Origin of the sequence: Pseudomonas lini, from assembly GCF_964063345.1 — a bacterium.
In the GTDB taxonomy this organism is placed as follows: Bacteria; Pseudomonadota; Gammaproteobacteria; order Pseudomonadales; family Pseudomonadaceae; genus Aquipseudomonas; species Aquipseudomonas lini_B.
The window spans coordinates 1594919-1621004 of sequence record NZ_OZ061318.1; the positions used below are offsets into that span (position 1 = coordinate 1594919).

The 26086-nt window shown below is 58.2% G+C and carries 25 protein-coding genes; 11 read left to right on the forward strand and 14 right to left on the reverse strand.

The features are described 5' to 3' along the window. Positions 1-168: 168 nt before the first annotated feature. Both AB3226_RS07235 and AB3226_RS07240 read left to right on the forward strand, forming a co-directional pair. Positions 169-2616: an acyl-CoA dehydrogenase gene (locus AB3226_RS07235; RefSeq protein ID WP_367372569.1), complete on the forward strand. Its 2448-nt coding sequence runs from the start codon at positions 169-171 to the stop codon at positions 2614-2616. A gap of 100 nt (positions 2617-2716) precedes the next feature. After that, entirely contained in the window at positions 2717-3124 is a 408-nt protein-coding gene (locus tag AB3226_RS07240; RefSeq protein ID WP_008012462.1) for a PA2817 family protein, read from the forward strand. Positions 3125-3313: 189 nt separating this feature from the next. Here the strand turns inward: AB3226_RS07240 and AB3226_RS07245 are convergent, their stop codons facing one another. Then, positions 3314-4312, reverse strand: coding sequence for a LysR substrate-binding domain-containing protein (locus AB3226_RS07245; RefSeq protein WP_367372570.1), 999 nt, complete (start codon positions 4310-4312; stop codon positions 3314-3316). Between the two features lie 90 nt (positions 4313-4402). Here AB3226_RS07245 and AB3226_RS07250 point away from each other — a divergent pair, with 90 nt between their 5' ends. The 3 genes from AB3226_RS07250 to AB3226_RS07260 all read left to right on the forward strand — a co-directional run bounded on the left by AB3226_RS07250 (position 4403) and on the right by AB3226_RS07260 (position 6532). Further along, positions 4403-5029: an alanyl-tRNA editing protein gene (locus AB3226_RS07250; protein WP_367372571.1), complete on the forward strand. Its 627-nt coding sequence runs from the start codon at positions 4403-4405 to the stop codon at positions 5027-5029. A gap of 92 nt (positions 5030-5121) precedes the next feature. Further along, positions 5122-5892 (forward strand): 2OG-Fe(II) oxygenase, encoded by a 771-nt coding sequence (locus tag AB3226_RS07255; protein WP_367372572.1) that lies wholly within the window; start codon positions 5122-5124, stop codon positions 5890-5892. Between the two features lies 1 nt (position 5893). Further along, positions 5894-6532: a LysE family translocator gene (locus AB3226_RS07260; RefSeq protein ID WP_052964877.1), complete on the forward strand. Its 639-nt coding sequence runs from the start codon at positions 5894-5896 to the stop codon at positions 6530-6532. A 67-nt stretch (positions 6533-6599) separates the two neighbouring features. Here the strand turns inward: AB3226_RS07260 and AB3226_RS07265 are convergent, their stop codons facing one another. Continuing rightward, positions 6600-7841, reverse strand: coding sequence for an OprD family porin (locus AB3226_RS07265; protein WP_367372573.1), 1242 nt, complete (start codon positions 7839-7841; stop codon positions 6600-6602). A 119-nt stretch (positions 7842-7960) separates the two neighbouring features. Beyond that, complete coding sequence (locus AB3226_RS07270; protein WP_367372574.1) at positions 7961-9244, reverse strand: MFS transporter; 1284 nt, start codon at positions 9242-9244, stop codon at positions 7961-7963. Positions 9245-9519: 275 nt separating this feature from the next. Between AB3226_RS07270 and AB3226_RS07275 the strand changes: the two genes are divergently transcribed. From AB3226_RS07275 to AB3226_RS07300, 6 genes are all read left to right on the forward strand, one after another. Continuing rightward, a complete protein-coding gene (locus AB3226_RS07275) occupies positions 9520-10467 on the forward strand; it encodes a LysR family transcriptional regulator (RefSeq protein WP_367372575.1) in 948 nt (315 codons plus the stop codon). Between the two features lie 91 nt (positions 10468-10558). Beyond that, the gene (locus AB3226_RS07280) at positions 10559-11362 is read left to right on the forward strand and encodes a putative hydro-lyase (protein ID WP_367372576.1); all 804 of its coding nucleotides are present in this window, start codon (positions 10559-10561) and stop codon (positions 11360-11362) included. An 82-nt stretch (positions 11363-11444) separates the two neighbouring features. Continuing rightward, positions 11445-12002 carry a hypothetical protein gene (locus tag AB3226_RS07285; protein WP_367372577.1) on the forward strand — a complete coding sequence of 186 codons (558 nt, stop codon included), beginning with the start codon at positions 11445-11447 and terminating at the stop codon, positions 12000-12002. 742 nt (positions 12003-12744) lie between these two features. Continuing rightward, positions 12745-13968 carry a type II and III secretion system protein family protein gene (locus AB3226_RS07290; protein ID WP_367372578.1) on the forward strand — a complete coding sequence of 408 codons (1224 nt, stop codon included), beginning with the start codon at positions 12745-12747 and terminating at the stop codon, positions 13966-13968. 113 nt (positions 13969-14081) lie between these two features. Next, entirely contained in the window at positions 14082-14792 is a 711-nt protein-coding gene (locus tag AB3226_RS07295) for a tetratricopeptide repeat protein (protein ID WP_367372579.1), read from the forward strand. Positions 14793-14810: 18 nt separating this feature from the next. Then, entirely contained in the window at positions 14811-15083 is a 273-nt protein-coding gene (locus AB3226_RS07300) for a DUF3613 domain-containing protein (protein WP_367372580.1), read from the forward strand. Positions 15084-15811: 728 nt separating this feature from the next. Here AB3226_RS07300 and AB3226_RS07305 read toward each other — a convergent pair. The 11 genes from AB3226_RS07305 to AB3226_RS07355 all read right to left on the reverse strand — a co-directional run bounded on the left by AB3226_RS07305 (position 15812) and on the right by AB3226_RS07355 (position 25776). Further along, positions 15812-16774 (reverse strand): type II secretion system F family protein, encoded by a 963-nt coding sequence (locus tag AB3226_RS07305; protein WP_367372581.1) that lies wholly within the window; start codon positions 16772-16774, stop codon positions 15812-15814. Positions 16775-16803: 29 nt separating this feature from the next. Next, entirely contained in the window at positions 16804-17790 is a 987-nt protein-coding gene (locus AB3226_RS07310) for a type II secretion system F family protein (protein ID WP_367372582.1), read from the reverse strand. Beyond that, complete coding sequence (locus tag AB3226_RS07315) at positions 17787-19229, reverse strand: CpaF family protein (RefSeq protein WP_367372583.1); 1443 nt, start codon at positions 19227-19229, stop codon at positions 17787-17789. The genes AB3226_RS07310 and AB3226_RS07315 overlap by 4 nt, the downstream gene beginning before the upstream one ends. Before the next feature lie 3 nt (positions 19230-19232). Continuing rightward, the gene (locus AB3226_RS07320; RefSeq protein ID WP_367372584.1) at positions 19233-20453 is read right to left on the reverse strand and encodes an AAA family ATPase; all 1221 of its coding nucleotides are present in this window, start codon (positions 20451-20453) and stop codon (positions 19233-19235) included. Beyond that, positions 20447-20941 carry a TadE/TadG family type IV pilus assembly protein gene (locus AB3226_RS07325; RefSeq protein WP_367372585.1) on the reverse strand — a complete coding sequence of 165 codons (495 nt, stop codon included), beginning with the start codon at positions 20939-20941 and terminating at the stop codon, positions 20447-20449. The genes AB3226_RS07320 and AB3226_RS07325 overlap by 7 nt, the downstream gene beginning before the upstream one ends. Next, on the reverse strand, positions 20941-21420 hold the full coding sequence (locus AB3226_RS07330; RefSeq protein ID WP_367372586.1) for a TadE/TadG family type IV pilus assembly protein: 480 nt from the start codon (positions 21418-21420) through the stop codon (positions 20941-20943). The genes AB3226_RS07325 and AB3226_RS07330 overlap by 1 nt, the downstream gene beginning before the upstream one ends. 8 nt (positions 21421-21428) lie before the next feature. Beyond that, entirely contained in the window at positions 21429-22772 is a 1344-nt protein-coding gene (locus AB3226_RS07335; RefSeq protein WP_367372587.1) for a Tad domain-containing protein, read from the reverse strand. A gap of 75 nt (positions 22773-22847) precedes the next feature. Next, on the reverse strand, positions 22848-23657 hold the full coding sequence (cpaB, locus tag AB3226_RS07340; RefSeq protein ID WP_367372588.1) for a Flp pilus assembly protein CpaB: 810 nt from the start codon (positions 23655-23657) through the stop codon (positions 22848-22850). A 15-nt stretch (positions 23658-23672) separates the two neighbouring features. Beyond that, positions 23673-25001: an AAA family ATPase gene (locus tag AB3226_RS07345; RefSeq protein WP_367372589.1), complete on the reverse strand. Its 1329-nt coding sequence runs from the start codon at positions 24999-25001 to the stop codon at positions 23673-23675. Between the two features lie 2 nt (positions 25002-25003). Continuing rightward, a complete protein-coding gene (locus tag AB3226_RS07350; protein ID WP_367372590.1) occupies positions 25004-25543 on the reverse strand; it encodes a prepilin peptidase in 540 nt (179 codons plus the stop codon). Positions 25544-25581: 38 nt separating this feature from the next. Continuing rightward, positions 25582-25776 (reverse strand): Flp family type IVb pilin, encoded by a 195-nt coding sequence (locus AB3226_RS07355; protein WP_205891278.1) that lies wholly within the window; start codon positions 25774-25776, stop codon positions 25582-25584. Between the last annotated feature and the right edge of the window lie 310 nt (positions 25777-26086).

The following is a 26086-nucleotide window of genomic DNA, read 5'->3' on the forward strand; positions in this document are numbered from 1 at the left end:
GCTTGCTGCCCTATTTACCTAAGCGTTCAACCGCCCCACCTTCGAAATAGCTGACGAATTTCAGCCGTTGCTTCCTACACACTCAGACTCATGCTCTACCCCCCACTTTTATGGATGCCGTCTAAGCTCTGAAAGTGGTTTTGCCCCTGGCTTCATGGAGAATTGAATATGTTGCTGTTGTGGATACTGGTTCTGGTGGTCGGGATTGCCTACCTGGCACATCGCCGCACTGCGGCTCTGCCCGCCTTGGGCATCATTGCCGCCTATCTTCTGGCGATGGGCATCTTCAGCCATGCCCCCGTCTGGCTCCTGCTGATTTTCTGGGTGATGCTCGCGGTCGTGACCGCTTTCCTGTTGCTGCCGGATCTGCGCCGAAAACTCTTCACTGCGCCAATATTCGGCTGGTTTCAAAAAAACCTGCCACCGATGTCACAAACCGAACGTGAAGCCATTGAAGCCGGCACGGTCTGGTGGGACGGCGAGCTGTTCAGCGGCCGCCCGGACTGGAACAAGCTGCTGGCCTATCCAAAAGCGCAGCTGAGCGAAGAGGAGCAAGCCTTCATCGATGGCCCGACCGAAGAGCTCTGTGCCATGGTCAGCGATTGGCAGATCAGCCAGTTGATGGATCTGCCGCCCAAGGCTTGGGATCACATTAAACAACATGGCTTTTTTGCCCTGATCATCCCCAAAGAGTACGGCGGTAAAGGCTTCTCGGCCTATGCCCACTCCCAAGTGGCGATGAAACTGGCCACCCGCAGCGGCGACCTGGCCTCGACCGTCATGGTGCCCAATTCCCTCGGCCCGGCGGAACTGCTGCTGCATTACGGCACCGACGAACAACGCAATCATTACCTGCCACGGCTGGCACGCGGCGACGATATTCCCTGCTTTGCCCTGACGGGTCCGATGGCGGGCTCCAACGTCGGCGGGATGACCGACACCGGAGTGATCTGCAAAGGTGAATGGGAAGGCAAGGAAACCCTCGGCCTGCGCCTTAACTGGGAAAAACGCTACATCACCCTCGGCCCGGTGGCGACCTTGATCGGCCTGGCCTTCAAGGCTTATGACCCGGACCATCTGCTAGGCGACAAAGTCGACCTGGGGATCAGCCTCGCCTTGATTCCAACCCAGACCCCCGGTGTAGAAATCGGTCGCCGTCACCTGCCGCTGGGCGCCTCATTCATGAACGGCCCGAACTCCGGCAAGGATGTGTTCGTACCACTGGAATTCATCATCGGCGGTCAGGAGATGCTCGGTGAAGGCTGGATGATGCTGATGAATTGCCTGTCAGTCGGGCGTTCCATTTCGCTGCCTGCCATCGGTACCGCTGCGGGTAAGTTCACCAGCCTCGTGACGGGCCAATACGCGCAGGTTCGCGAACAATTCAACGCACCGCTGTCCGCCTTCGAAGGGATTCAGGAAGCACTGGCGCGGATCGCCGGCAGCACCTGGCTGATGGACAGCGCACGGATGCTCACCGCGAACGCGGTCGACCTCGGCGAAAAGCCGTCGGTACCCTCGGCGATTATCAAATACCACCTCTCCGAACGCGGCCGCGAATGCATCAGCCACGCCATGGATGTTCACGGCGGCAGGGCCATCATCATGGGCCCGAACAACTACCTGGCGCGTAGCTGGCAAGGTGCACCCATTTCCGTCACGGTCGAAGGTGCGAACATCCTGACACGCAACTTGATGATCTTCGGCCAGGGCGCTATTCGCTGCCATCCGTTCGTGCTCAAGGAAATGGCCCTCGCCCATCGCGAAGACAAACAACAGGCACTGGTCGAGTTCGATGCACTGCTGCTCGACCACATTGGTTTTGCCGTGTGCAACGCCGCCAGCACCCTGGTGCTGAACCTCGGGTTCGGGCATTTCGAACACATGCCCGGGGACAAGCTCAGCCAAGGCTATTTCCGCGCCCTCAACCGTCAGGCCGCGGCATTTGCCCTGCTTGCAGACCTGAGCATGATGCTGCTGGGCGGTGATTTGAAACGTCGCGAACGGCTGTCCGCACGTCTGGGCGATGTACTCAGCTACCTGTATCTGGCCTCCGGCGCACTCAAGCGTTATCACGATCTCGATTCGCCCGAGCATATGCACCCGCTGTTCGCCTGGGCCATGGAAGAGAGCCTCGGCCAGTCCGAACGTGCGCTGGACGAACTGCTGACCAACTTCCCGAACAAGGTACTCGGATGCCTGCTGCGGGTGATGGTGTTCCCGTTCGGTCGTCGCCACAGGGGCCCGTCGGACAGACTGGCGTCCAACGTCGCAGCCGTCATCGGCCGTCCCAAGGGCGATCCAACGCTTGAAGAGTTACTGGGGGGCTGCTATCGCCCGCAATCGCCAGAGGATTCGGTCGGCGCCCTGCAGCACGCTTGCGATTTGCTGAACACCGCCAAGCCGCTACAGAAAAAACTCAATACGGCGCTGAAAAGTCGCCAGGTCAAACCCACTGTCGGAGAAACTGCCATCGATGCCGCCCTGGAGGCTGGCGTCTTGCAACCGGTTGAGGCCCAAAGCTTGCGTGAAGCGGAAGTGGCGCGACGCAAGGTGATCGATGTCGATGATTTCGACCCAAAGGAGCTGGTATTGGCCAAAGGCAAGGTCCGCTGATCCGGCGGACCGTGTGTCTTGCATGGGGCTCTTTAATATGTGAAAAGGGGCGCAGGAGCTTTATACTCCCGCGCCCGTTTTGCTCTTGAGGACTTATCTCGTGTCCAATGTCGTTGCCGATCATCTCGTCTTGCTCGACCACCTGCGCAGCATCCTGGTCGCCGTAGGTGAGGCCGAACAGGTTCCCGAAGAAAGCCATGCCTTGTTCCTGGAGCGCTTCGACGAACTGCTGGCGTCACTGCCGATCGAGCCGATCGAAAGCCAGTACCTGGGCCAGGACATCCTGACGCAGGTCATTTCCCGTTATCCGCAAATCGCCCACCTGATTCCACGGGATCTGCTGTGGTACTTCGCCGGCGACTGCCTGCACTACCTGTCCGACGAAGAAATCGACTTGTACCAGGCGCTGGAAGAGCGCCGCTTCGAAGCCGAACAGAACGACGAACCGTTCGACTGGAATCAGGAAAAACAGCTGCTGGCGATGTCGAACCAGGACAGCAAGCACTGATCCCACAGTCAGTAATGCAAAAGGCCCGCATGGTTGAACATGCGGGCCTTTTTTTGTGGCATTGCCGAGTGATGTGGTGGTTCGAAGTTAGTCTTCGCGGGCAAGCCTCGCTCCTACAGGTTGGTGTCATACGTTATGGCGCGAACGACATAAACCTGTAGGAGCGAGGCTTGCCCGCGAAGAGGCCCGTCAGAGCAACCCATCACTCTCGGGTAATTCATACTCCGCCGCGACCTTGCCCAATGCACCTGGCTTGCCCGGCCTGCTCAAGGTTGGCTCCTTCTCCAGACATTCCACCAGATAGTCGATAAGCACCCGTAACTTGGGCGGTAGATAGCGGGTTGGCGAATGCAGCAGCCAGGCGCCTCCGTGGTAGGAGGCCAGAAAAGTCCAGTCCGGCAGTACCTGCACGATCAGCCCTTGTTCCAGCGCATAACGGGCGGTGAAGTACGGCAAGCTGCCGATTCCGATGTGTTGCAATACCGCGCCCAGTCGCACGCCCGTGTGATTGGCGGCATAACGTCCGCGTACGCCGACGGTCACGGCTTTGCTGCCTTTCTTGAATTTCCAGCGTGCATCGCTCGGAGTTTCGCCCAGATAGATGCAGCTGTGGTTAAGCAAATCATGGGGATGAGTCGGGGTGCCGTGTTCGGCCAGGTACTGCGGCGTTGCGCAGAGCAAATGATCGATGGTCAGCAACTGCCGCCCCACCAGCCCTGCAGGCGGTCGGTCGGTAATACGGATCGCCAGATCGACGTTGTCGTCGATCAGATCCACCTGACGGTCCTCGAGCAACAACTCCACATTCACTTTGGGATAGCGTCGCAGAAATTCCGGCATGTGCGGATGAATCACGAATCGCCCGACAGCTTTGGGCACGCTGACGCGCACCAGCCCTTCCACTTCATGGGTGAACTGACCGCTGATTTCCATCACTGACTTCGCTGCGCTGACCATCTCCTGGCAACGCTTGAACACCTCTTCACCACCGTCGCTCAGGCGCAGCTTACGCGTGGTTCGTTGCAGCAGCCGCGTGGCGAGCGCCTTCTCCAGCCGCGAAATGCTGCGACTCACCGCCGAGGGTGAAGAGCCCAATTGACGCGCCGCTTCGGAGAAACTGCCAGTCTCGACAACCTTGACGAAAATCGCCATTTCACCGAGCAGCGGCAGGGGAAGATTTATGCTCACAGCGCAACAGTCCTTTGATGATTGAACGGATTATCACGCAATTCCACGGTTCATATAATAAAAATAGAAACTTTAATAAGAGCATGGAATATGACGCTTCGCCTCTTCTTCCATAATGATGAGCTCAAGGCCAACGTGGAAGTCCTGGAATGCACACCCCAGGAGAACGAATTCGCTGTGGTACTGCGCGCCACATTGTTTCATCCCCAAGGCGGCGGGCAACCCTGGGATACCGGCTGGATCGGCGAAAGCCAGGTGCTGCGCGTGGTTCAGGACCCGGACCGGATCATCCACTTCGTCGACCACCCGGTAAAACTCGGCATGATCCAGATTCGGGTCGACGAGCAACGACGCCAGTTCAACACGCGCATGCATTCGGCGGGTCACCTGATTGGTCACTTCGTCCAGGCGATGGGCTGGATGCCGATCAAGGCTCATCACTGGCCGGATGAAGGACGTGTCCAGTTCAAGCCGGCTGAAAGCGCGCAGGAGGTCGATGCCCAGACGATTCAACACGGCATCAAGCAATGGATCGCCCATGACCTGCCGCGCCTGACGTCGTTGCGCGAAGGCGCCCGGGAAATCGGTTTCGGTGAACTGCCCGCCTACGGCTGCGGCGGCACCCATGTACGGAGCCTGAAGGATTTGGGCACGGTCACGATCGCTTCCCTTTCACAAAAAAAGGGAACGCTGTCAGTCCACTACAGCGTGGATTGAGCATTTGGGCGATGTCGGCCCCGTCATAGCCTGACGCCGGGGGAACCTGCATTCGCGGGTTCTGTTGACTATCGATAGATGGACCTAAAAACATGATGCTTGACGTCGAGCGTCTCGATGAGACGTGCATACAAAAACTGGCCAACGAAGAAGTCCTCGCCATTCGCGTCAAAGGCTTGTTGTCTGGGCCGCTGGCGATCCAGATTGGCGACAAGATCCTCGCCCCCGGCTTCGAAGGCTACATCAACGCGCCGAGCATCGGTCGCATTGGCATGGCGTTTTATGAAGCGGAAAACCAGCCGCTGCTGATCGAGGATTACTTCGAGCGCGCCACCAGCAATATCGCCGAATTGCGCAGCCGTTGTGCGCCCTACTCCTCTCCTGTCGATACGTTGCGCTGCATGCTCGACGAGTCCTGGCCGGCGGGGGCGCATCTGGAAAATCTCTACGGCCGCAAGATGTATGTGGGGTTGTCCCGGGTCGTTAAACCCGGGGTGTGCTTCCTCGCCCATCACGACATTTTCGCCAAGGATGCCCCCGACAGCTTCCAGGCCAAAAGCCTGGAAGCGCAGTTCGCCTGCAATGTTTACTTGAACATGCCGACCGAGGGCGGCGCGTTGCAGATGTGGGATCACGACATTTCCCCGGACCAGTTCGACGAAATGCGTGGCGACAGTTACGGCATCGACCCGGCCTTGCTCGGCCCTCCGACCCTGGAAATTCGTCCTGAGCCAGGTGATTTCATCATGTTCAATTCGCGCTGCATGCACTCGGTGACACCGGGTGTGGACGACCCGCGATTGAGCCTTTCCTTCTTTGTCGGCTATCGCGGCAATGCTTCACCCCTGACTTTCTGGAGCTGAGATGTTTTCGAATTACCTGGGCGAGTTTCTGGCGCTGGCAACGATCCACTTTCTGGCCGTGGTTGCTCCCGGACCGGACTTCGCCGTGACCATCCGCCAAAGCGTACGTTTCGGCCGCTTAGTGGGGATTTGCACGGCGCTGGGCATCGGCGCGGGCATTTCCGTGCATGTGCTTTACACCTTGCTCGGCGTCGGCGCGCTGATGCACACCACGCCCTGGTTGTTGACGGTGGCCAAGGTTGTGGGGGGCGCCTACATTTTGTACCTCGGCGTGAGCTTGATACGCAGCAAACCAAAATCGGCAATTGAAGGCGACAAGGGTGCAGAAGCGTCAGCTGAACGACAGACCTTGTTCAAGGCCTTCAGCACGGGGTTTCTGACCAACGCCACCAACCCCAAGGCCACGCTGTTTTTCCTGGCGATCTTCACGACCATCATCAGCGCCACGACGCCGCTGCAGATTCAGGCGCTGTACGGGCTGTGGATGTGTTTCGTGAATGCCTTGTGGTTTGTGATCGTGGCGCTGTTTTTTTCCAGCGCCCGGGTGCGATTGCTGTTCATGCGCATGGGGCACTGGTTCGAACGAACCATGGGGGTGATCCTGATTCTGTTCGCTGGCCGGTTGATTCTGTCGATGTAAAACAAACGGCCCGCTCAGCTTGACTGGCGGGCCGTCGATATCATTTTCTGTTCGATAACCGAGACACTTACCAAAGCGCCAGGGTATAGCTGACGATCAAGCGATTCTCGTCCAGATCATTGCCAAAGTTCGAACGTACCGACGCGTTGCGCCATTTAAAGCCCAGGCCTTTCAACGTACCGTCCTGCACCACGTAAGCGATATCGGTGTCGCGCTCCCATTCCTTGCCTTCACCCGCAGCACTGCGCTGTACGTTATCCCCCGAGATGTAGCGGGTCATAAAGCTCAACCCCGGCACACCCAATGTGGCGAAGTTATAGTCATAGCGCGTTTGCCAGGAGTGTTCGTCAACGTTGGCGAAGTCATTGATCTGCACGAAGTTGACCAAGTACGGATCACTGCGTCCGATGTACGGAAACGGATCGTCGCCGCTCATGCGCTGGTAGCCGAAGCCCAGCGCGTGGCCGCCGAGACTGTAGGTAAACATCGCACCGAGCGCCTGGTTGTCGAGGTCACGAAAGTTGCCATCTTCGATGCTGCGCGCATAGCGCACATCGCTCTTGAGCGACTGACCGGCTCCCAGATCCAGCAGGTGCACCAATCCGAGGTAGTTTTGCTGGTAGATATTTTCCAGCTTGCCGTAGCGGTACTGCGCTGTCAGGTTCGGCAAGAATTGATAGTCAGCCCCGGCGAACTGGAACTTGTCGCTTTGCCCGCCGATGCGATTGGCCGTCATGTCCTGGTAGTCAGTGGAATCAACAAAGTTGATCTGCGCGAGTTGACCTGCCGTGAGCTTCAAACGGTCGATTTCCTGCACATTGACCAAGCCGCCCTTGAAAGTTGACGGCAACAGGCGAGTGTCGTTGGAATTCACCACCGGATCCTTGATCTGCAACGTCCCGAGCTTCAGGGTGCTCTTGGACAAACGCACTTTGGCGGTCAGGCCAAACTCGCCATAGCGATCTTGCGAGCCGCCCGACAAATCCGGCGGCAAGAGATTGGTGCCCGCCGTGCCGCCGCCGGAGTCCAGTTTAAAACCGGCCATGCCCAGCGCATCCAGACCAAACCCCAGCGTGCCAGCGGTATACCCGGACTCCATCCGCAACAGAAAGCCCTGTGCCCATTCCTCGGCTTTGTCTCGCGAACCGTCCTGGCGGAAATCGCGATTGAAGTAAAAGTTGCGTGCTTCCAGGCTGCCTTTACTGTCGGCAATGAAATCCGCCTGAGCGGCCGGTGCGCCGAGCAAGCTCAAGCCGAGCAATGTGCCGACCGGGAGGTACAACCGTTGGGTGGAAAGCGAATAGTTCATGCCTGCTCCTGTTACGGACGCGAGCGAGCCCTCTCGGGGGCGTTGCGATCGCGGCCGATGTTTGTCGATTAGCAATGGATCAGCGACGTCTGGGCAGAGCTGCCCAGACGTGTCGGGGTTCAGGATTCGAGTTGCCGACCGCGGGTTTCCGGCAGGCTTAACGCGGCCAGAATCACCACGCCATAGGCACCGGCAGCGAAGATTCCGATCCCCGTACCAATCGGCAACGTTTCGCTCAGCGCACCGATGAACAACGGAAACAGCGCCGCAATGGAACGCCCGGCGTTATAGCAAAAGCCCTGGCCCGAACCGCGCATGCGAGTCGGAAACAACTCGGTCAGAAAAGCGCCCATGCCAGCAAAAATGCCCGAGGCGAAAAACCCCAACGGAAAGCCCAGCCAAAGCATCCAGGTGTTGTCGATGGGCAGTTGGGTGTAGGCCAGAACGATCGCCATGGAGCCGACGGCAAACAGGATGAAGTTCTTCTTCCGGCCAATGGCATCGGTCAGTAATGCACTGGTCACATAGCCGATGTAGGAGCCGACGATCACCATCGCCAGATAGCCGCCAGTGCCGAGTACACTCAAGCCGCGCTCGGTTTTCAGGTAAGTCGGCAACCATGTGGTGATCGCGTAATAACCGCCCAGCGCGCCAGTGGTCAGCAACGAAGCGCGCAAGGTGGTACTGAGCATCCGGGGCGCGAAGATTTCAAAGAAGGCCCAACGCGAATCCTTTTCAGGCTTGGCCTTGCGCTCAATGCAGGCCTGCTCGAAGGTGTCCGACTCTTTGACCAGTCGGCGGATCACCAATACGAATAGCGCTGGCACCAACCCGATCATGAACAACGCCCGCCAGGCCTCTTCCGGCGGCAGAAAGCTGAATAATCCGGCATAGAGCAATGCCGTAAGCCCCCACCCCAGCGCCCATCCGGCCTGCACCATGCCCACTGCCTTGCCGCGATCCTGGGAGCGGATCACCTCGCCGATCAGCACCGCACCCGCTGTCCATTCACCGCCGAAACCAAAGCCCATCAAAGTCCGGGCCACCAGCAATTGCTCGTAGTTCTGTGCCAGTCCGCAGAGGAAAGTGAAGAAGGCGAACCACAGCACCGTCAGTTGCAAGGTGCGCACCCGACCGATGCGGTCGGACAGTATTCCGGCGATCCAGCCACCCGCCGCCGAGGCCAGCAGCGTACAAGTACCAATCATCCCGGCATCGCCCTTGGAAATGCCCCAGGTTGCGATCAGGGTCGGAATGACGAAACTCAGCATCTGTGTGTCCATGCCATCCAGGGCATAGCCGATCTTGCAACTCCAGAAGGTACGCTTTTCATTTTTCGACAGGGGGCCGTACCAACTGAACGGGCCGGTGCGGCCCGAACCTGAAAGCACGTGGTCAGTCATGGTCTTTTCCATGGGAGTTCCTGCGGCAGCAAGCGAAGATGACGGACACGCCTCATTATTTTTTTGTGAAGGCGTTGTCGTGGGGGGCAGACGCAGTGGCTGCGTCGTGGAGCGGATTCTTCGCGCCAAGGCCAAACTGCGTCAAACGGGAAAAAAACGAGGTTATACATAAGAAAATTTGATACCCCCGGCGACGAACTCTGGAGTAACAATTACTGCACCCCCACCACGGTTCTCTGTGGAAAAACAGTGAACGCCCCACCACGAGAACCGCCATGAACCTCAAATTTCTCGAAACCTTCGTCTGGGTCGCACGCCTGCAAAGCTTCAGCCTTACCGCAGAGAAAATGTTCAGCACTCAGGCGGCTATCTCCAGCCGGATTGCCTCGCTGGAAGAAGAGTTGGGCCTGCGTTTGTTCGTGCGCGATTCGCGCGGTGTGTCGCTAACGCTCGAAGGTCTCAAGGTGCTCGACTACGCCGAGCAGATGCTCGAGGTTCAGCGAGCGTTGAAACACTCACTGGATAACACCAACCCGCAACAAGGCCTGGTGCGCATCGGTGTGATGGATACGGTGATCCACACCTGGCTCAGCCCGTTGATGTCGACCTTGATGCAGACCTTCCCCGCCGTGGAAATCGAGATCACGGCCGACGCCGCACGTAATCTGTGCGATCAGTTGCAAAAGGGCTATCTGGACATCGTGTTCCAGACGGACCTGATCCGCCACGAAAGTGTGCGCAACCTCGAACTGGCGCACTACCCCATGCACTGGATCGCCGCCAGTAACTCAATCTATGCCCGCCCCTATACCTCTTTGGCCGAAATGGCCAGTGAGCGCATCATCACCTTCGTTAAGAACTCCCGGCCGCATCAGGATGTACTCAACCTGCTGCACGCCCACGGCATCAGTACGCCACGCGTCAGTTGCGTCAACTCGGTGTCGGCCATGACCCGGCTGATTCGTGACGGCTTCGGTATTGGCGCCTTGCCGGCCGCGCTGGTGGCCAAGCCCTTGGCCAGCGGCGAGCTGATTCAGCTGGAACCAGGCACTCGCTTGCCGCAGCTGGATGTCGTGGCTTCATGGCGCGCCGGCGTCGGCCTGGAATTGATCGAGAGCATCGTCGACATGAGCCGCCAGGTAGTGTCCCAATACGCTGCGGATGTCGGCCCGCTTCGAATGGTTCCGGCACCCGCTCTCAACAACCGACGGACTCTTGAATAACTTTTAGTTGTCCGGGGGTAACAACATTCCTTGTTGGACGCCATCGTCATGGTTTTCTAAAAAGGCTCATCGAACCTGAAGAGATGCCGTGATGAGCCAACCCATCCTGTCTTTCGAACAACTGAAGCACAGCGTTCCGCTGGCTCTGCGCCAATGCATCGCTGCCGGACAATATCAGGGCCACACCAGCGGCCTGGCCCAAGGTCGGGTGCAAGCCAATATCGTGATTCTGCCCAATGATTGGGCTAACGAGTTTCTCCGGTATTGCACGCTCAATCGGCAGGCTTGCCCGGTGCTCGACGTTACCGAACCGGGTGATCCGTATTTTCGCAATCTCGGTACAGCCATTGATATCCGCCACGAGGTGTCCCGATACAGGGTCTATCGCCATGGCGAACTGAGCGAAGAACCGTCGGATATCGAGCATTTGTGGCAGGACGATCTGGTGGCCTTCGCCATCGGTTGCTCGTTCTCCTTCGAACAACCGCTGCTGGATGCCGGCATCGCCCTCAGGCACATCGATCTGGGGCGCAATGTCGCCATGTACCGGACGAACATAGACACCCGCCCTACCGCGCGCCTGAGCGGCAAGCTGGTGGTGAGCATGCGCCCGTTGAAGGCCGCCGCGGCGATCCAGGCGATCCAGATCACCGCACGCATGCCCAACGTCCACGGCGCACCGGTGCACATCGGTGATCCGGCGCTGATCGGCATCGATTCACTCAGCTGCCCGGACTACGGCGATGCCGTTCCAGTCGAAGCCGACGAAATCCCGGTATTCTGGGCCTGCGGTGTGACCCCGCAATCGGTGGTGCAAACTTCACGTCCGCCGCTGTGCATCACCCACGCCCCCGGCTGCATGCTGGTAACGGATGTGTGGAATAGCGCTTTGTAAATGAGCGCGGGCTCGCGTGGAATAGTAATGTGAGCCTTGGATTAGACTGTTTTCAACCTGATAGGGATGCCACGGAAAAACAATGAACACTGCTCAACAATCGATTCGACAGTACATAAAAGCCAAGGACGGTAACCGCCCACATTTGTTACCCCAGGCCTTTGCGCCAGACGCGATCCTGGACATGGTCGTGCACACCGGATCTATCTCGTTTCCACCCCACGTTGAAGGCCTTGGACCGATTGGCGATGTGCTGGTCAGGCGATTCGGCCAGACCTTCGAAAACGTCTATACCTTTTGCCTGGGACTCCCACCGGAACCAGAGGCCAAAACATTCCAGTGCAAATGGCTGGTCGGCATGTCCGACAAGAGCGGCGGCGAAGTCCGGATCGGTTGCGGTCTGTATGAGTGGCAGTTCAGCCCCGAGTCGGGGCTTGTCGAGAGGCTCACAATCACCATTGAGCACATGAAAACCCTGCCGGCGACTGATCTGCACTGCATCATGGAGTGGGTATCGCATCTGGATTACCCATGGTGCAGTTCGCAAGCGTTAGTGAACAATGTTCCTGACATAGACACCCTTGAAGAGGTGATCCAGTACCTTGCGGCCAATACTCCAACCTGCACTTGGCAGGTGTAGAGCTACACAATCAGTCGTATTCAGCTTCCTTGTCATATCCCGCCAGATGCCGTTGTTACTATTGGTCTGCATTCGAGAAGTACAAAACGGCACGCCTGAAAACGCCACTCAATGAGTGGCGTTTTTGGGAAATATGCAGCGCAAAACCCCAAGAAAAACTCGCGGGACCGTGAAGCACCCCTTATTTCATCAGCATCCAGCGCAATACCAATGATTGCGTGGCCTGACCGTGGCTTTCAGAAAAAAACCAGCATCTGTATCGAAAGTTTTCGTTCAAAGCGTGGCGCTTTGCCTTGGTTGAACTACCTTTCAAACAAGAAGAAGACATAACGGTTCGAAATGCCACGTTAGGTTCAGCGATCAGATAGCGAAATGGCAAAAGGAGTTACCTCACTATGGTCCTGACAAGCGTTTACCGGCTCTTTGCGTTGATTGCCGGTTGCTTTTTAGGGGAGTCAGGTCGGCGAAAAGTGCCGTCTTTAGCTGCTGTTGCTTTCGAGCCCGAGCCTATAGTTCGGCTCGCCAGCTCAGGTATCTGGATCACTAAAAACCGTTATAGCGAAGGTCGCTCGTTGTTCCGTCAGAACAGCGTATTGCAGTTGCTTGCATGTAGCACCAAGGAATATTGCCGGGGCCATTAGTCAGGGGTCTGGCGGGGTAGAGGGCCGACCAAGGCCCCTTGTAGTGATCCGAGGCAACCTAGTTAGCCTCAAAGATGGCCTATTCAGCGAGGATGCACTTAATGAGCTATCGTACCGTGCCCGCTTTCAAGCGAATTATCCATGGCCTGTTCTGGACGGGCCTCAGCGTGAACGCGGCTCAGGCCGCGCCGGCCAATTGTTCGCAACTGGACAGTTTGCCGGCAACGTTCGAGGTCGGTCAGGGACTTCAGAACGAACTGCGCGTCCCCGTCGCGGTGACACAGCTGGCAGTAGGTGACCCGAAAATTGCCGACGTGCAACCCAGCGGCAGCAACGCCTTCATACTCACGGGCCTCGCGCCGGGGGCCACCAGCCTGATGGTCTGGACCGCCTGTTCGAAAACGCCGCGCCAAAGCATGGTATTCGTCAAGGGCAAGGCCACGGCAGCGCTGACCAGCGTGTCGACGGTGCCTTCCGAAGACCCGCTTCTGCCAAGCCAGGTGCAGACTGACATCCGTTTCGTTGAAGTCAGCCGGACCAAACTCAAGGAAGCCTCTACCTCGATTTTTGGCCGCCAGGGCAACTTCCTGTTCGGCTCGCCGAGAACCTTGCCCACCATCGGCGGCATTGTCACGCCGTCGGTGCCGGTAAACAACAGCATGTTCAACCTGTCTTTTGCTACCGGTAATACTCTGGTGGCGATCAACGCGCTGGAAGGCAGCGGTTTCGCCTACACCCTGGCGCGGCCAAGCCTGGTAGCGCTCAGCGGGCAGAGTGCGAGCTTCCTGGCCGGCGGTGAAGTACCGATTCCAGTACCCAGCTCAGGTAGCGATAACGTGTCTATCGAGTACAAGGAATTCGGTATCCGCCTGACCCTGACGCCGACCATCATCGGCAAAAACCGTATCGCACTGAAGGTGGCGCCGGAAGTCAGTGAACTGGACTTCACCAACGCTGTGAGCATCGCCGGCACCATTGTTCCGGCGCTGACCATACGCCGCACCGACACCAGCATCTCCCTGGCCGACGGCGAAAGTTTCGTCATCAGCGGCCTGATCAGTACCCGTAATAATTCCCAGGTGAACAAGTTTCCGGGGCTGGGCGATATCCCGATTCTAGGTGCGTTCTTCCGCGACAACACCATCAACCGTGAAGAGCGCGAACTGCTGATGATCGTTACCCCGCATCTGGTCCAGCCACTGGCTGCCAATGCACAACTACCGTCATTGCCAGGCGAGCAGCTGCGCAATTACGACCCGAATTTCTACCGCATGTTCTTCCTCGAAAATGGCGATTTCGACAGTCGCTCCGGGCTCTCGCAATGAGCCTGAATCAGACTTGCCTCGCCCTCACTCGTACCGGTGATCTTGAACGCTTGCCAAGCCAGCTTTATTGCCATTGGCCAGGCGTTCAACGTGTTGTAGCCAGAGGACACTCGATGAAAGCAGTCATTGCAATAGCGGCGACAATAATGCTCACAGGTTGTGCCAGCAATGGCCTGTCTTCGCGACCGGCTGACTGTGCCAAGCCCGCTTCGGAGCAAGAGCTGGCCCTGAGCCTGGCCGACAATATGGTCAACGAAGGCCGTTTATATGCCAGCCTGGCGAACCTGGAAGGTTTGCCCGACAGCCTGGTCCAGGTTCGCCTGCGCAAGGCTCGAGTGCTGCGCCTGATGGGGCGTAAAGACGCGGAGCCGTTGTATCAAAGCTTGCTCGGCACCTGTCTGGCCGCTGACGGGGAACATGGCCTGGGCCAGTTGGCCGCGGCCAAAAATGATTACGTCACCGCTACCACTCACCTTGAACGTGCGGTGAAGATGGCCCCCACCGACGACCGGATGCGCAATGACCTGGGGGTGGTCTACCTCAATCAGCGACGCATCCCTGAAGCACGCTTCGAGTTCATGACCGCCATGGAACTCAAGCAGACCGATTCACTGGCGGCACTGAATATGGTGACGCTGCTGATCTATCAGGATAACTGGAAGGCAGCTTCCGAGCTCGTTACCCGCGCCAGCTTGAGTCCTCAGCAAGTCGCAGAGGCTCAGAGCCGCGCGGAAAAACTCAAGGCTTCTGCTAAAAAAGCGGTGGCTTCCGAGGGGAATCGCAGAACCGAGGTAGCCGCTGCCTCACCCAGTGCGACCAAGTAAAACGTACGAGGAGTCGAGATGAATACCAAGAGGCTGTTGATCGTGTGCATGGCTTGCCTGTCCACCAGTGCCTGGGCTTTTGAACCAGGTCCCTCTTCGAAGGAGCAAAAAGGCACCGAGCAGTGGTTGGTGTTACAGAATCGCGGTGTAGTTGCCTCGCCTAAACTGCAAACCGCTTCGGCCACCGAACGTGACCTGGCCATGCAGCGTTGGATCAATAGCTTCATCGGCGACCCGATTCCGGAGTTTTTTGACCAGGATACTGCGGGAGAGATGCCCAGCAGTAATTGAGGCGCGTCACGGGTTATCAGCCTCTGACATCGTCTAAAGTGGCCTGGCTGCAAAGCCGGGCTAGACGTCGTATGCAGGAAAGCATTGAAACTATCTGATCCTGATCGAATTACCCTGTAGGAGCTGCCGCAGGCTGCGATTTTTTGCTCTTCAGCGGTCGCTCGGGCGTCAAAATCAAAAGATCGCAGGCTTTGCCAGCTCCAACGTCTGACCGACGTCGGTGTTCCTTAAAGGGGTGCCTGGCAACTATTGCTTCCGCCTTGACCTGCCTGTCACCGAGCGTATCGCGACAATTAGCGCCAGGTCGTGATTAACAGACGTACGCAATCTCTGTAGGCGCTGCCGCAGGCTGCGATCTTTTGCTCTTCAGCGATCCCTCCGCCGTCAAAATCAAAAGATCGCAGGCTTCGCCAGCTCCTACGCTTGACCGCGGTGTTCCTTAAAGGGGGTGTCTGGTAACTATTGCTTCTGCCTTGACCAGCCTATCACCGAGCGTGATCACGGCAATTAGCGCCAGGTCATGATTAACAGATGGACGAAAAAACTGGGTGATCGGCCTCTGGCGTATTCCAGAGTGGCCTGGCTAAAGAGCCAGGCTCAGTCACATGTGCAGAAAATACAGATGAAGTACGAGGTGGAGCAGGCGATTGGAGTGAAGACCCTCCGCTCGCCTGCTCCACCTCGGGTTTACGCAGTACAACAACCCTGTTCGAAATAAACACTCCTGTTCACTTCCCGAATGCTTTGAATACCCCGATCAAGGCGGGGCCAATGGCTATCAGAAAGAAGCTCGGCCACAGACAGAAAATCAGAGGGAATATCATCTTGGTGCCGATTTTCGCCCCCATCTCTTCGGCGGCCTGTGTACGCCGGTCACGGAACTCATCGGCATAGATGCGCAAGGTATCGGCCACGCTGGTACCAAAACGGATACTCTGCGCCAACAGGCTGACCAACCCTTGTACGTCCTCCAGCCCGGTGCGTACGGCCAATTGTTTGAGTGCCTCGGTACTGGAGATGCCCGCGCGGATTTGCGCATTGACCGTAGCCAGTTCTTCAGCCAACTCAACCTGACTGACCGACATCTCCTCTGCCACCCGCTCAATAGTCAGAGGCAAGGCCAGACCCGACTCCACGCAGACCACCATCAGATCCAGCGCATCCGGAAAGGCCGCCCGCAGCCTGCCCTGCCTGGCCTGCTTGCGCTTTCCGACATACAGCGCAGGCGCCAGCCATCCAACTGCAGCGGCTATCAACACCAACGCCAACCCCGAAATCAGAGAAAGCTTGGGGATTATCGGTAACACCAACAGCGCTACGCCAACCAACACCAGTGGCAACAACAAGCGCACCGCCCAGTACATCTGGACTGCCGACTGTGAGCGGTAACCGGCGTGCATCAACAGGGTTTGGGTGGCGGACGTCTGAGCCGTCTCAGTCGAGCCAAAGCGTTGGCCGACCCGCTCCAGCAATAATTGCAGATTGCTCGGTGCCTCCTGCCCTGAACTCCCTGAATGACCACGCTTGATCAACGCCAGACGACGCTGCACGGGGTCCTGCAGCCCCAACAGCAGTAGCATCACGGTGATGACCGCGAGCACTGCACTCAGACTCATCGCACCGACAAACAACAGGCGCGCCATCTCTTCATTGCCTGTTACTCGACTGAACAACCCGAGTAAATAGTCCATGACCTGCACCTCCACATGGCGAATAACGCTTAAACCTGAATCCGGATGATTTTGCGAATCCAGAAAATCCCGACCAACATGGCGCAGAAAGCCCCGATGATCAGCTTATGTCCTAGGGGATCATTGAGCAGCATAGGCATGTAGGTGGGGCTTGTGATAACGATCCCAATGGCCAGCACGAAGGGAATGGCCACCAGTATCCAGGCCGACATCCGCCCTTCGGCTGACAGGGTCCTGACCTTGCGCTGAAAGCGAAAACGTCCGCGGATCAGGCGACTCAAACGCTCTAGCACCTCGGTCAGATTGCCGCCGGTTTCGCGATGGATAAGGATCGAGGTGACCAGCATCATCACCGTCATGCTCGGCATGCGCTCCAGCAGGCCGAGCATGGCCCGGCGTACATCGTTGCCATAGTTGATATCGGCGAAGGTCAGGCCAAACTCATGAGCGACCGGCCCCTTGTGCTCCTCGGCGACCAGGCGCAGGGTTTCGTTGAACGGGTGCCCGGCGCGCAGAGCCCGGCACATGGCATCCAGCGCATCCGGCAGGCCTTCCTCGAACGCAGCGAAACGTTTGCCACGGTCACGAGAAATTTTCAGCAGGGGTAACCAGAACACCCCGAAGCTCGCGAGCAGCGCCATCCACCAGACTGACGAGATTATCCAGATCGAGATGCCCACACAGGTGCTCATTAGCAGCCCGAGCAACATCACCCGATAAGCACGATATTCATGGCCGGCCTGCTCGATCATCTGTGTCAGGTTCGCCATAAAGGGTAACTGCTCGAGCATGGCCTCCAGTGGCGACAAGCGTGTCAGGTATTTCTGCCGCAACACCGTCTGCATGTTGGGCAAATTGTTGGCTTTCTCCAGAACATGCAGACGGCCGCGGATACGCTTGCGCATCTTGCCGGCCTCGCCGAACACTGGCACCACCACGCCCTGGGACAAAAGGAACACGGCAATAAACACCATGCCGAGGAAGATCAGAATGAATTCACCAGGAATATGACTCATGGCTGCCGCGCCTCCATCCATTCAGGCCTGAACATGTTAAGCGGCAATTCGATGCCGCGCTTGGCCAGTACATCGCGGAAGGCCGGGATCATGCCGCTGGGGCGGTAATCGCCGAGCACTTCGCCGTTTTCGCCCATGCCTTGACGCGCAAAGGAGAAGATTTCGGTCATGGTGATGATCTCGCCCTCCATGCCGTTGATCTCCTGAACGCTGACCAGACGGCGCTTGCCATCCTCCTGACGTTCCAGCTGGATCACCACATCGATGGCCGAAGCGATCTGCTGACGCATGGCCTTGATCGGGAAGGTCGCCCCGGTCATCGACACCATGTTCTCGACCCGCCCCAGCGCATCCCGTGCGGTGTTGGCGTGAATGGTGGTCAAGGAACCGTCGTGGCCAGTGTTCATGGCGGTCAGCATGTCCAACGCCTCAGCGCCACGCACTTCGCCAATCACAATGCGGTCCGGGCGCATCCGCAGGCTGTTGCGCACCAATTCCCGCTGGCTCACCTCGCCTCGTCCCTCAATATTGCAAGGGCGGGTTTCCAGGCGCACCACATGGGGCTGTTGCAGTTGCAGTTCGGCCGAGTCTTCGATGGTGACGATCCGCTCGTTTTGCGGAATGAAACTGGACAGCACATTGAGCATGGTGGTCTTGCCGCTGCCGGTACCGCCGGAAATCAAAACGTTCAGGCGCCCGCGGACAATCGCCTTGAGCAGCAGAGCAATGGCCGGGGTTAATGTCCCCACCGAGATCAGGCTGTCGGTATTGAGCAGGTCCACCGCAAAGCGGCGAATCGACATGCTCGGACCATCGATGGCCAGCGGCGGGATAATCGCGTTGACCCGCGAACCGTCCTTGAGCCGGGCATCCACCAATGGCGAAGACTCATCGATGCGCCGCCCCAGGCTGGACACGATGCGGTCGATGATGTTGAGCAAATGCTGATCATCGCGAAAGCGCACATCGGTCCGTTGCAGTTTGCCGAAGCGCTCGACATAGACCGAGGCAAAGCCGTTGACCAGAATGTCGGACACGCTGTGATCGGCCAGCAACGGTTCCAGAGGACCCAGGCCGAGCACCTCGTCGGTGATCTGCTTGATGATCAACTGACGGCTGGCGGTACTCACCGGCGCCGAATGCTCATCGAGCAGGCGCTGGCAAATGTCGCGAATCTGCCGCGTGGCCTCGGCCTGTTCGAGGGAGTCCAGCAAAGACAGGTCCATGACCTTGAGCAACTGCTGGTAGATCTTTTCCCGCCACTCGGCTTCCACCGGGGTGACCTGGCTTCTGGTTTCGTACAGAACATCCGGGGTTACGTGCTCCCACGCCATCATCTCGTCTGCCGGATCCGGCAGGTCACCGCCCAACTGGGCAGCCGACGATGAGGCAGGTTTACCGGACTGTTTGCGCAAGCGGTTACGAAAGTCGCTGATCATGGGTCATCCCCCGAAAAAACGGTTGAAGGCGCGTTTGAGTAAGCCTTTGTTCCCGGCCACCTGTTGACCGACCAGGTCCTCGGTCATGTCGCGCAGTGCGGCAGTAATCGCTGCCCTCGGCGCATGCAGCCCCAACGGCACGCCAGTGTTCTGACTCTGGCTGACCAGGTTGAAGTCGTTGGGTAATTTCGACAGATTGGTGCAGCGCAGTGCCTCGCCAATGTCTTTGAGGCTGATCGCTCCCGCCTTGTCAAAGCGGTTGACCACTATCTGCAATTGATCCCCGCGCACGCCCAGGTCATCGCGAAGAATCCGCACCAGGGAGCTGGCATCGCGCAGATGGCTGACACTCTGCTGCACCACTACGTACACCCGATCCACCTGTTCCAGCACGGAGCCGGTGAGGTGATCGATTTGCCGCGGCAGGTCGATCACCACCCAGTCATAGCTGGCACGGGCCAACTTCAACAGGGCATCAAGCTGCTCGGGTTGGGCATCCTGCGGTAGACACAGCTCACCGGCCCGACCACCCAGCACATGCAAGGTCGGGCTGAAGTGGCTGCAAAAACCGCGTAGCGCGACGCTGTCCATGCCGTCGATCTGGTGCAACACCTCCAGATGGCTGTGTGTTTGCGCCACATCCAGATAATGCGTCACGCTGCCGAATTGCAGGTCCATGTCCAGCAACAGGGTACTGCCGCCCCTGGCGCTGAGCTGCTGGGCCAGGTTGCAGGCCACCAGGGTTCCGCCGGAGCCGCCCTTGGCGCTCATCACGGCGATCAATTTCCCTTCCGCCCCACTGCCGGTCCGAACCTCCATGACCAGCCGATTCAAGGCGGCAACCAATTCCGTCTCGGCGATGGGCTCCGGCAACACGTCACGGGCGCCGGCCTGCATCGCCATTCGCATGCCTTCCTGATCGCTCAGCAGGCCGCAGACCAACATCGGCGGACGCTCATGAGCCGGGTGCAGCAACAGTGCCGCCAGCTCCTCACGCCACAGGTGGCTGACGCGCAGCAGCAGCAGATCGGGCATCCGGTCCAGACCGTAGAGCGGGTCGACATGCCCGTTGCTCACTAGGCGAGTGCTCACCTCCAGGCAAGGCATGCGTTGGCAGACGCTCTGCAAATCGCGCAAAGAGGTGGCATCACGGCTGCTGATCAGCAACCGGAGCCCGGCTTTGCCAGTCGAAGTGGAGAGTGGTGTGTCCTTGGTATTCAGCATGGCGTGATCTCCCCGGAATCGGAATGACGCCCGAGGCTTTCGCGTGGCAAGGTTGCCCTGAATACGGGCAAGGTAATGGGCACGCCAAACCCGGGAATAAACAGATTGAAAACGAAGTTTTGCAGACTCAACCGGACATATCGGACGGCACGAAAACCGTTGACGCTGACCAGGTCGCCGGGGTTGGCCACCTGAGCACCGTTTACGTCCAGATAGGTCAGCGTCAGGTTGCTGGTGTTCAGGTTGGTGATCAGCTGGCTCGTACCGGCGTCGGTCGCGGCATTGAAGATCGCCCGCCGCAACACCACCGGATCGCTGATATTGCACACCGACGCCAGGCGCGCGCCACGGCGCACGGCTTCATCCAGCGCATTGACCGTGAAGTACAGACGGCCCATTTCCAACACGGCGAACAACAGCGTGAACATCAGCACGCCAATGATGGCGAACTCCACCGCATAAGTGCCCTGCATGCGTTTGCGATTCATCACAATGCCCTCATGACAGTAGTGGCGACCAGCGGAATACTCAGCGCAATCGGATTACCGAAAAACCCGGGAAGCGATCCGGTGCAATTGCCACCACCAATCACCGGGCAGAACGTATATGTGATGGTCACTCGCACATGGTCGAGGCCTACGGCGGCGACGACCACGTTGTTGGCCGTCAGCCCTGACAACACCGCGGCTCCGCTCTGGCTGGGCACACCATAGACCGCAACGTTTTTCGTCTGGGTCTGCAGCGTATTGCTCAGGGAGACGGCGCCGAGCGTCGAGTCCCAGGCCTGGCTGGCGACGAAACGGTCGGCATCACGACTGGCCTGTAGCAGGACGTTGTACTGATAGAGCATGCGGCCGAACTCACCGAAGGCCAGCAACAGCAACAGCAACAGCGGCAGGGTGAGGGCGAACTCCACCATGGCCAGGCCTTGCTGGCGCCGCGAATGTTTAAACGTGTGAAGTCTCATGACGCCTCCTATGAGTCAGTGCTCGGAGTGCCGCTGCCGTTAAGATAGGTTTTGTAGAGTTGAATGATCTGCGGGCCAACATCGCTCGTCGTATTAGGACCGGGCACGTTGTCGCCTTCGCACTCCTTCACGAACTGGCCGAATATCTGCGATTCCGTGCCGCCGTTGCTCATTGGCTGCACCACGAAATAGCAACCAAAACCCAGGACGGGGACCGAGGTGGTACCGCCCTGTTTACCGGTGCAGTTGCCCACCACTATTTTCAGCATCCGGCGCTCGAACACCCCACCGCTCTGACAGCCACTTCCGCCTGCCACACACGCGGCAGTACTCGTACGCCAGTCGTTGTAGTCAAATATCGCGTTACTGCCCGCGGTGAGATTGCCGTTGCTCGAGGTGACGGATTGCCCCTGGTACTTCATTTGTGGCGGGGTGACCGAGTCGTCGTAAGTGATCGCGGGGTTGCTGGACGTGGTCACCAGGTCTGGCGGATAGTCCGAGGCACTGACAGGGCCGTTGTAAATGCCGAAGCGCGTATTCAGGCCTTGAGAGGTAGGGCCGACCTTGTTGCCAGGGGCCGTCTGGACATTGTCCCCTACATTGCGGCAGACCGAGCCACCTCCGGCCAAGTCATCCCTGACCGTACTGCCGCCCGAGCCAAAATCGAGCAACTGGAAGTTGCCTGGACCAATGGGCGACGAATTGCCGGCAGCTGTCTTCAATACTTGCAGATCACCAAACTGGAAGCCCCAAAACATGCCGGCACCCGGGTTGTATTTAGTCGGGTCGCCACAGACCATCAAAGGGGCGAGATCACACGGGCTGGTAGGGCTGGGGCCTGCGGTGGCGATCGCCGACACTGCTTTGTTTCCCAAGCCGCTAGTGCCGAAGGTCTGGACGAAGTTCCAGAAAAACCCCGTCAGGCTATAGGTCGGTACCGATACGCGAACGTATTTGGCATCCGAAGGCCCGGGATAGGAGAACGGGCCATAGACGAGGCTGGACAGTTCCACCACCGCAAAGGCGCCTGGGTTGCCGGCGACCGCCGTGGCCAACTCGGTGTTGCCGGAGGCATTGGCATTTTGCGTCAGCGTATTGAGAGCGGCAGTGCGTGTTACGCTGGCAATGTTGACACCACCTTCCACCTGAAGCAGGGTTTTAGCGCCACTCAGGGCGGCGGCGTCTACAGCGTTCTGCAGGCGCGACTTGTTCAACAACATGTGGCTCACGTCTAGAGCCAGACCCGCCACCATTAAAATCGCCGCCAACGCGATTACCATCAATACGCTCACCGATCCTTCCTGGCGCCTTGGCGTCGCAGTGAACGGCTGCTGAATACGAAGATTCATCATCAAGCCCTCATTTGCCGATGCTGATCCGGATCGGCTCCGCCAAGACCTGGGTGTCCAGGCACCTGTTGCGCTCTGTCAGCGAATGTTGACTACCTTGGTTTCGACCCCACGGATAATGGTGATGGCTCCGCCACGCTCGCCACTGCGGTGCTGCACTACGCGTGTTGGCACAGTGGCGGTGGCCACAGCCATGACCGGTGCGGCAGGCGCAACGGCCGCGATTTTTTTCTCGGAGTTCAGCGGGTTGCGCAGGGTCAGTTGCAATTTCCCTTCCGTTTGCGCCGTGACCAGGGTTTCAGCCTCTGCGGTCGTCATCTCCAGCGTTACCGCACGCACCACCACCGGTTGGGTCTTGTCGGTACCCGCCGTCTGGTCCACTGCCAACACCCGCAAGTTTTCGAGGATGGTCTTGGACACGGCGTTGTTGCCGGTGCCATCAGTGCGTTTGGTTGCCAGTACATCGACCCGGTTACCCGGTAACAGGAACCCGCCCACGCCGACCACGTCGTCCACGCGTACCGAGATGGCACGTTTGTCTGTCGCAATCAGAGAGGCCAGGGTACTGCCACCCAAGTGCTCGCTAAGGCGTGCGCCGCGCATGATGTCGCCCTTCAGGATGTCGAACGTTGCGATCTTGCCCACTGCCTTCTCGCTGGAGTCGAAAGCATCGTCCGGTATCGTGTCCATGGGCATGCGCATGGTCGTGACTTGTTGAGCCTCGACCATCTGCCCGAATGGAATCTCGACCGTGGCGACTACCACGCTTCGAAGGTGGTCATCCGGGCTGGCATTGAGCCGTGCGCTCAGCCAGGAGTCGGCCATCCATGCAGCACCAAGGCCCATGACCAGGGAAACGCCTATCAGGGGAAGAGTACGAGAGCTCATGTCAGTATCTCCGTATCAAAGAAAGTCGAGCTGGACGAAATAGTTGTGCCAGGCCCATTCCAATTCTTGCGGTGACAGGGGTCCGGAACCGCCCATATAACGCTGACGATCGAGCGCCATATTCAGGAGATCGCGGGGATGACAAGGCACCAGGGGCATGCCTTCACTTGCGTAAAGCCTTTGCAGTACATAACGCAGCAGCAGCGGGTCAAAAGGGATGCCCAGACGCTCGCTTTCCTGACGCCAGATCTTTTCGTACTCCTCAGGTTTCAGGTAACCGAACTGCAGCTTGTAGCCAATCCGGCGAAGGAAAGCCTCATCGGCCAGCTCCAGGGGATTGAGGTTGGTGGAGAACACCAGAATCAGATCGAACGGCAGTTCGCAATGCCGACCGCCGCCCAGGTTGAGGAAGTCGCGCTTCTCTTCCATCGGTACGATCCAACGGTTCAACAGTTCGGCGGGGGCCATGCGCTGGCGTCCCATGTCGTCGATGATGAACAGGCCATTGCTGGCCTTGAGTTGCAAGGCAGCCTGGTACTGACGGGTGAAGGGGTCATAGCGAACGTCCAGCTGCTCCATGCTCAGCTCGCCACCCGTAATAACGATCGGGCGTTTGCAGCACAGCAGTCGACGGTCGATCCCTTCATTGAGCATCAGATTGTTTTGTTGGCTGTTGTCATCCAGGCGCTGATGCACCTGTGGGTCATAGATCTCGATCACCGACTCGTTGATGACGATGGCATAAGGTACCCAGATGGCCTCGGCGAACAGACGAATCAGCCGACTGCTGACATAAGTCTTGCCGGTACCCGCAGGGCCATAAATCATGATCGCGCGCCCGGAGTTCAGCGCCACACCCAACTGATCGAGCATGCCGTCGGTAAGCACTACGCCTGCGAGGGCCCTGTGCATTTCGTTGGCGGTGATGCGACCGTGGTGAATGGTCTGGATTTTGATCAGGGACCGATAGGTACTCACCGGTAAAGGTGCCGCTCCGATATAGCCACTGCGCGACAAGGCATCGCGGGCGGCGCTGCGACCGCGTTCGGTCAGGCCATAACGCAGCATCTGCCCACTGGATTGCCCCATCTGGCCAAGCACTTCGACACGGCCGTCCTTGCGCAGAAACGCCAGGACCTCTTCAAGTACGGCGCCGGTCAGGGCCAGGCGCTCCACTAGACGCGACATGTCCAGCACGCCGGCGTCATACAAATGCTTGCACACCAACTCGCCGAGAAAACTGTCAGTCAGACCAGTTTCGCGGATAGTGCAAGGCTGAGGAGCCAGCCGCTGCACCGCTTCTCGTTCGCTGGGGTAGGCATCACTATCGACGATGACGTGCATGACTAACCTCCGAATCCACCGACTCCACCGACAACGAGTTGCCAGTAGACGCTGTTCAACGTCCCGAGCAGGATCGCTACCGTATAAGGAAAGGGCTTGCCAGCCACCTCGTCCGAGTTCGGTGCCATATAGGCCCGCGCTCGAAACATCAGCCGATAGCGCCCCAGGGTCTGCAACAATTGACCGCGCACCAGCACGATCAGGAAACCGCACAAGCCTCCCCATAGCAGACTGAAGAACACAGCCCACAATGCGAAATGGGGGGGTAGAAAACTGCCAACCATGGCCATCAGCTTGACGTCGCCGGCAGCCATGCCGCCCAACGCATACATGGGCAGAAACAGTGCAAAACCGATCAGGAGGCCCTGCAGACCGTCCCCCAGCCCGCTGACTCCGCCTGAGTAAGTCTGGCCGGCCAATCCCAAGGCCAGCCCCACCAGGATCAACAGGTTGGGAATGCGGTGGCGACGCAAGTCGCTCACCACCGCCACGCCCAGCAGTCCTATCAGCACAATGGTAGCAATCAGCTGTTCCATGGACATGGTGTATCTCCCTATCAGAGTTGTTATAGGCAGAGTTGTTATGGGCAAGAACCAGCGATAATGGCATTGCAAAGTTGCCGGATTCTGGTATCCACTACCCCGCCAAGAAGGGTGAACGCCACGACAACAGCCCCTGTAATCAACCCACCGGCCACCGCGTATTCCACAATGGTCAGGCCGTCTTCATCTTTGGCGAACTTCACTGCCGAAGCCTTGATTGCTTGAATGATCATTTTGCCCACCTCACTCGAATGTTGTTTTTTCGGAAGGCAGTACGTTCTGCGCTGCCTGATGCAACCCTAGTCAGGGGCAAGGCTTAGGCGTTAGGAAGATTTTGCACATCACTAGGACTTTTTTGCGGGTGAGCCAAATACGGTCATTGGCCTTTGAAGAGGTATTAAGAGGGGGCAAAACGAGGGGTGGCAGGCAAAGGAGATTGCTATTGATTCACAAGCGACGAGCGGTTGACGCCGTATGTGCCAAACCACGTCAACAAACAGTTGTCCTAGACCGACTTCAGGCAACACATAGAGCAAATAGAAC

What these genes read in the sequence shown, in the direction of transcription:
- AB3226_RS07315 (WP_367372583.1), bottom strand. Translation starts at nt 19,229, where the DNA reads ATGATCAGCGACTTTCGTAACCGCTTGCGCAAACAGTCCGGTAAACCT.
- AB3226_RS07305 (WP_367372581.1), bottom strand. Translation starts at nt 16,774, where the DNA reads ATGGACTATTTACTCGGGTTGTTCAGTCGAGTAACAGGCAATGAAGAG.
- AB3226_RS07290 (WP_367372578.1), top strand. Translation starts at nt 12,745, where the DNA reads ATGAGCTATCGTACCGTGCCCGCTTTCAAGCGAATTATCCATGGCCTG.
- AB3226_RS07265 (WP_367372573.1), bottom strand. Translation starts at nt 7,841, where the DNA reads ATGAACTATTCGCTTTCCACCCAACGGTTGTACCTCCCGGTCGGCACA.
- AB3226_RS07320 (WP_367372584.1), bottom strand. Translation starts at nt 20,453, where the DNA reads ATGCTGAATACCAAGGACACACCACTCTCCACTTCGACTGGCAAAGCC.
- AB3226_RS07355 (WP_205891278.1), bottom strand. Translation starts at nt 25,776, where the DNA reads ATGATCATTCAAGCAATCAAGGCTTCGGCAGTGAAGTTCGCCAAAGAT.
- AB3226_RS07335 (WP_367372587.1), bottom strand. Translation starts at nt 22,772, where the DNA reads ATGATGAATCTTCGTATTCAGCAGCCGTTCACTGCGACGCCAAGGCGC.
- AB3226_RS07250 (WP_367372571.1), top strand. Translation starts at nt 4,403, where the DNA reads ATGACGCTTCGCCTCTTCTTCCATAATGATGAGCTCAAGGCCAACGTG.
- AB3226_RS07345 (WP_367372589.1), bottom strand. Translation starts at nt 25,001, where the DNA reads ATGCACGTCATCGTCGATAGTGATGCCTACCCCAGCGAACGAGAAGCG.
- AB3226_RS07260 (WP_052964877.1), top strand. Translation starts at nt 5,894, where the DNA reads ATGTTTTCGAATTACCTGGGCGAGTTTCTGGCGCTGGCAACGATCCAC.
- AB3226_RS07255 (WP_367372572.1), top strand. Translation starts at nt 5,122, where the DNA reads ATGATGCTTGACGTCGAGCGTCTCGATGAGACGTGCATACAAAAACTG.
- cpaB (WP_367372588.1), bottom strand. Translation starts at nt 23,657, where the DNA reads ATGAGCTCTCGTACTCTTCCCCTGATAGGCGTTTCCCTGGTCATGGGC.
- AB3226_RS07300 (WP_367372580.1), top strand. Translation starts at nt 14,811, where the DNA reads ATGAATACCAAGAGGCTGTTGATCGTGTGCATGGCTTGCCTGTCCACC.
- AB3226_RS07275 (WP_367372575.1), top strand. Translation starts at nt 9,520, where the DNA reads ATGAACCTCAAATTTCTCGAAACCTTCGTCTGGGTCGCACGCCTGCAA.
- AB3226_RS07235 (WP_367372569.1), top strand. Translation starts at nt 169, where the DNA reads ATGTTGCTGTTGTGGATACTGGTTCTGGTGGTCGGGATTGCCTACCTG.
- AB3226_RS07270 (WP_367372574.1), bottom strand. Translation starts at nt 9,244, where the DNA reads ATGACTGACCACGTGCTTTCAGGTTCGGGCCGCACCGGCCCGTTCAGT.
- AB3226_RS07350 (WP_367372590.1), bottom strand. Translation starts at nt 25,543, where the DNA reads ATGTCCATGGAACAGCTGATTGCTACCATTGTGCTGATAGGACTGCTG.
- AB3226_RS07325 (WP_367372585.1), bottom strand. Translation starts at nt 20,941, where the DNA reads ATGAATCGCAAACGCATGCAGGGCACTTATGCGGTGGAGTTCGCCATC.
- AB3226_RS07330 (WP_367372586.1), bottom strand. Translation starts at nt 21,420, where the DNA reads ATGAGACTTCACACGTTTAAACATTCGCGGCGCCAGCAAGGCCTGGCC.
- AB3226_RS07280 (WP_367372576.1), top strand. Translation starts at nt 10,559, where the DNA reads ATGAGCCAACCCATCCTGTCTTTCGAACAACTGAAGCACAGCGTTCCG.
- AB3226_RS07310 (WP_367372582.1), bottom strand. Translation starts at nt 17,790, where the DNA reads ATGAGTCATATTCCTGGTGAATTCATTCTGATCTTCCTCGGCATGGTG.
- AB3226_RS07285 (WP_367372577.1), top strand. Translation starts at nt 11,445, where the DNA reads ATGAACACTGCTCAACAATCGATTCGACAGTACATAAAAGCCAAGGAC.
- AB3226_RS07295 (WP_367372579.1), top strand. Translation starts at nt 14,082, where the DNA reads ATGAAAGCAGTCATTGCAATAGCGGCGACAATAATGCTCACAGGTTGT.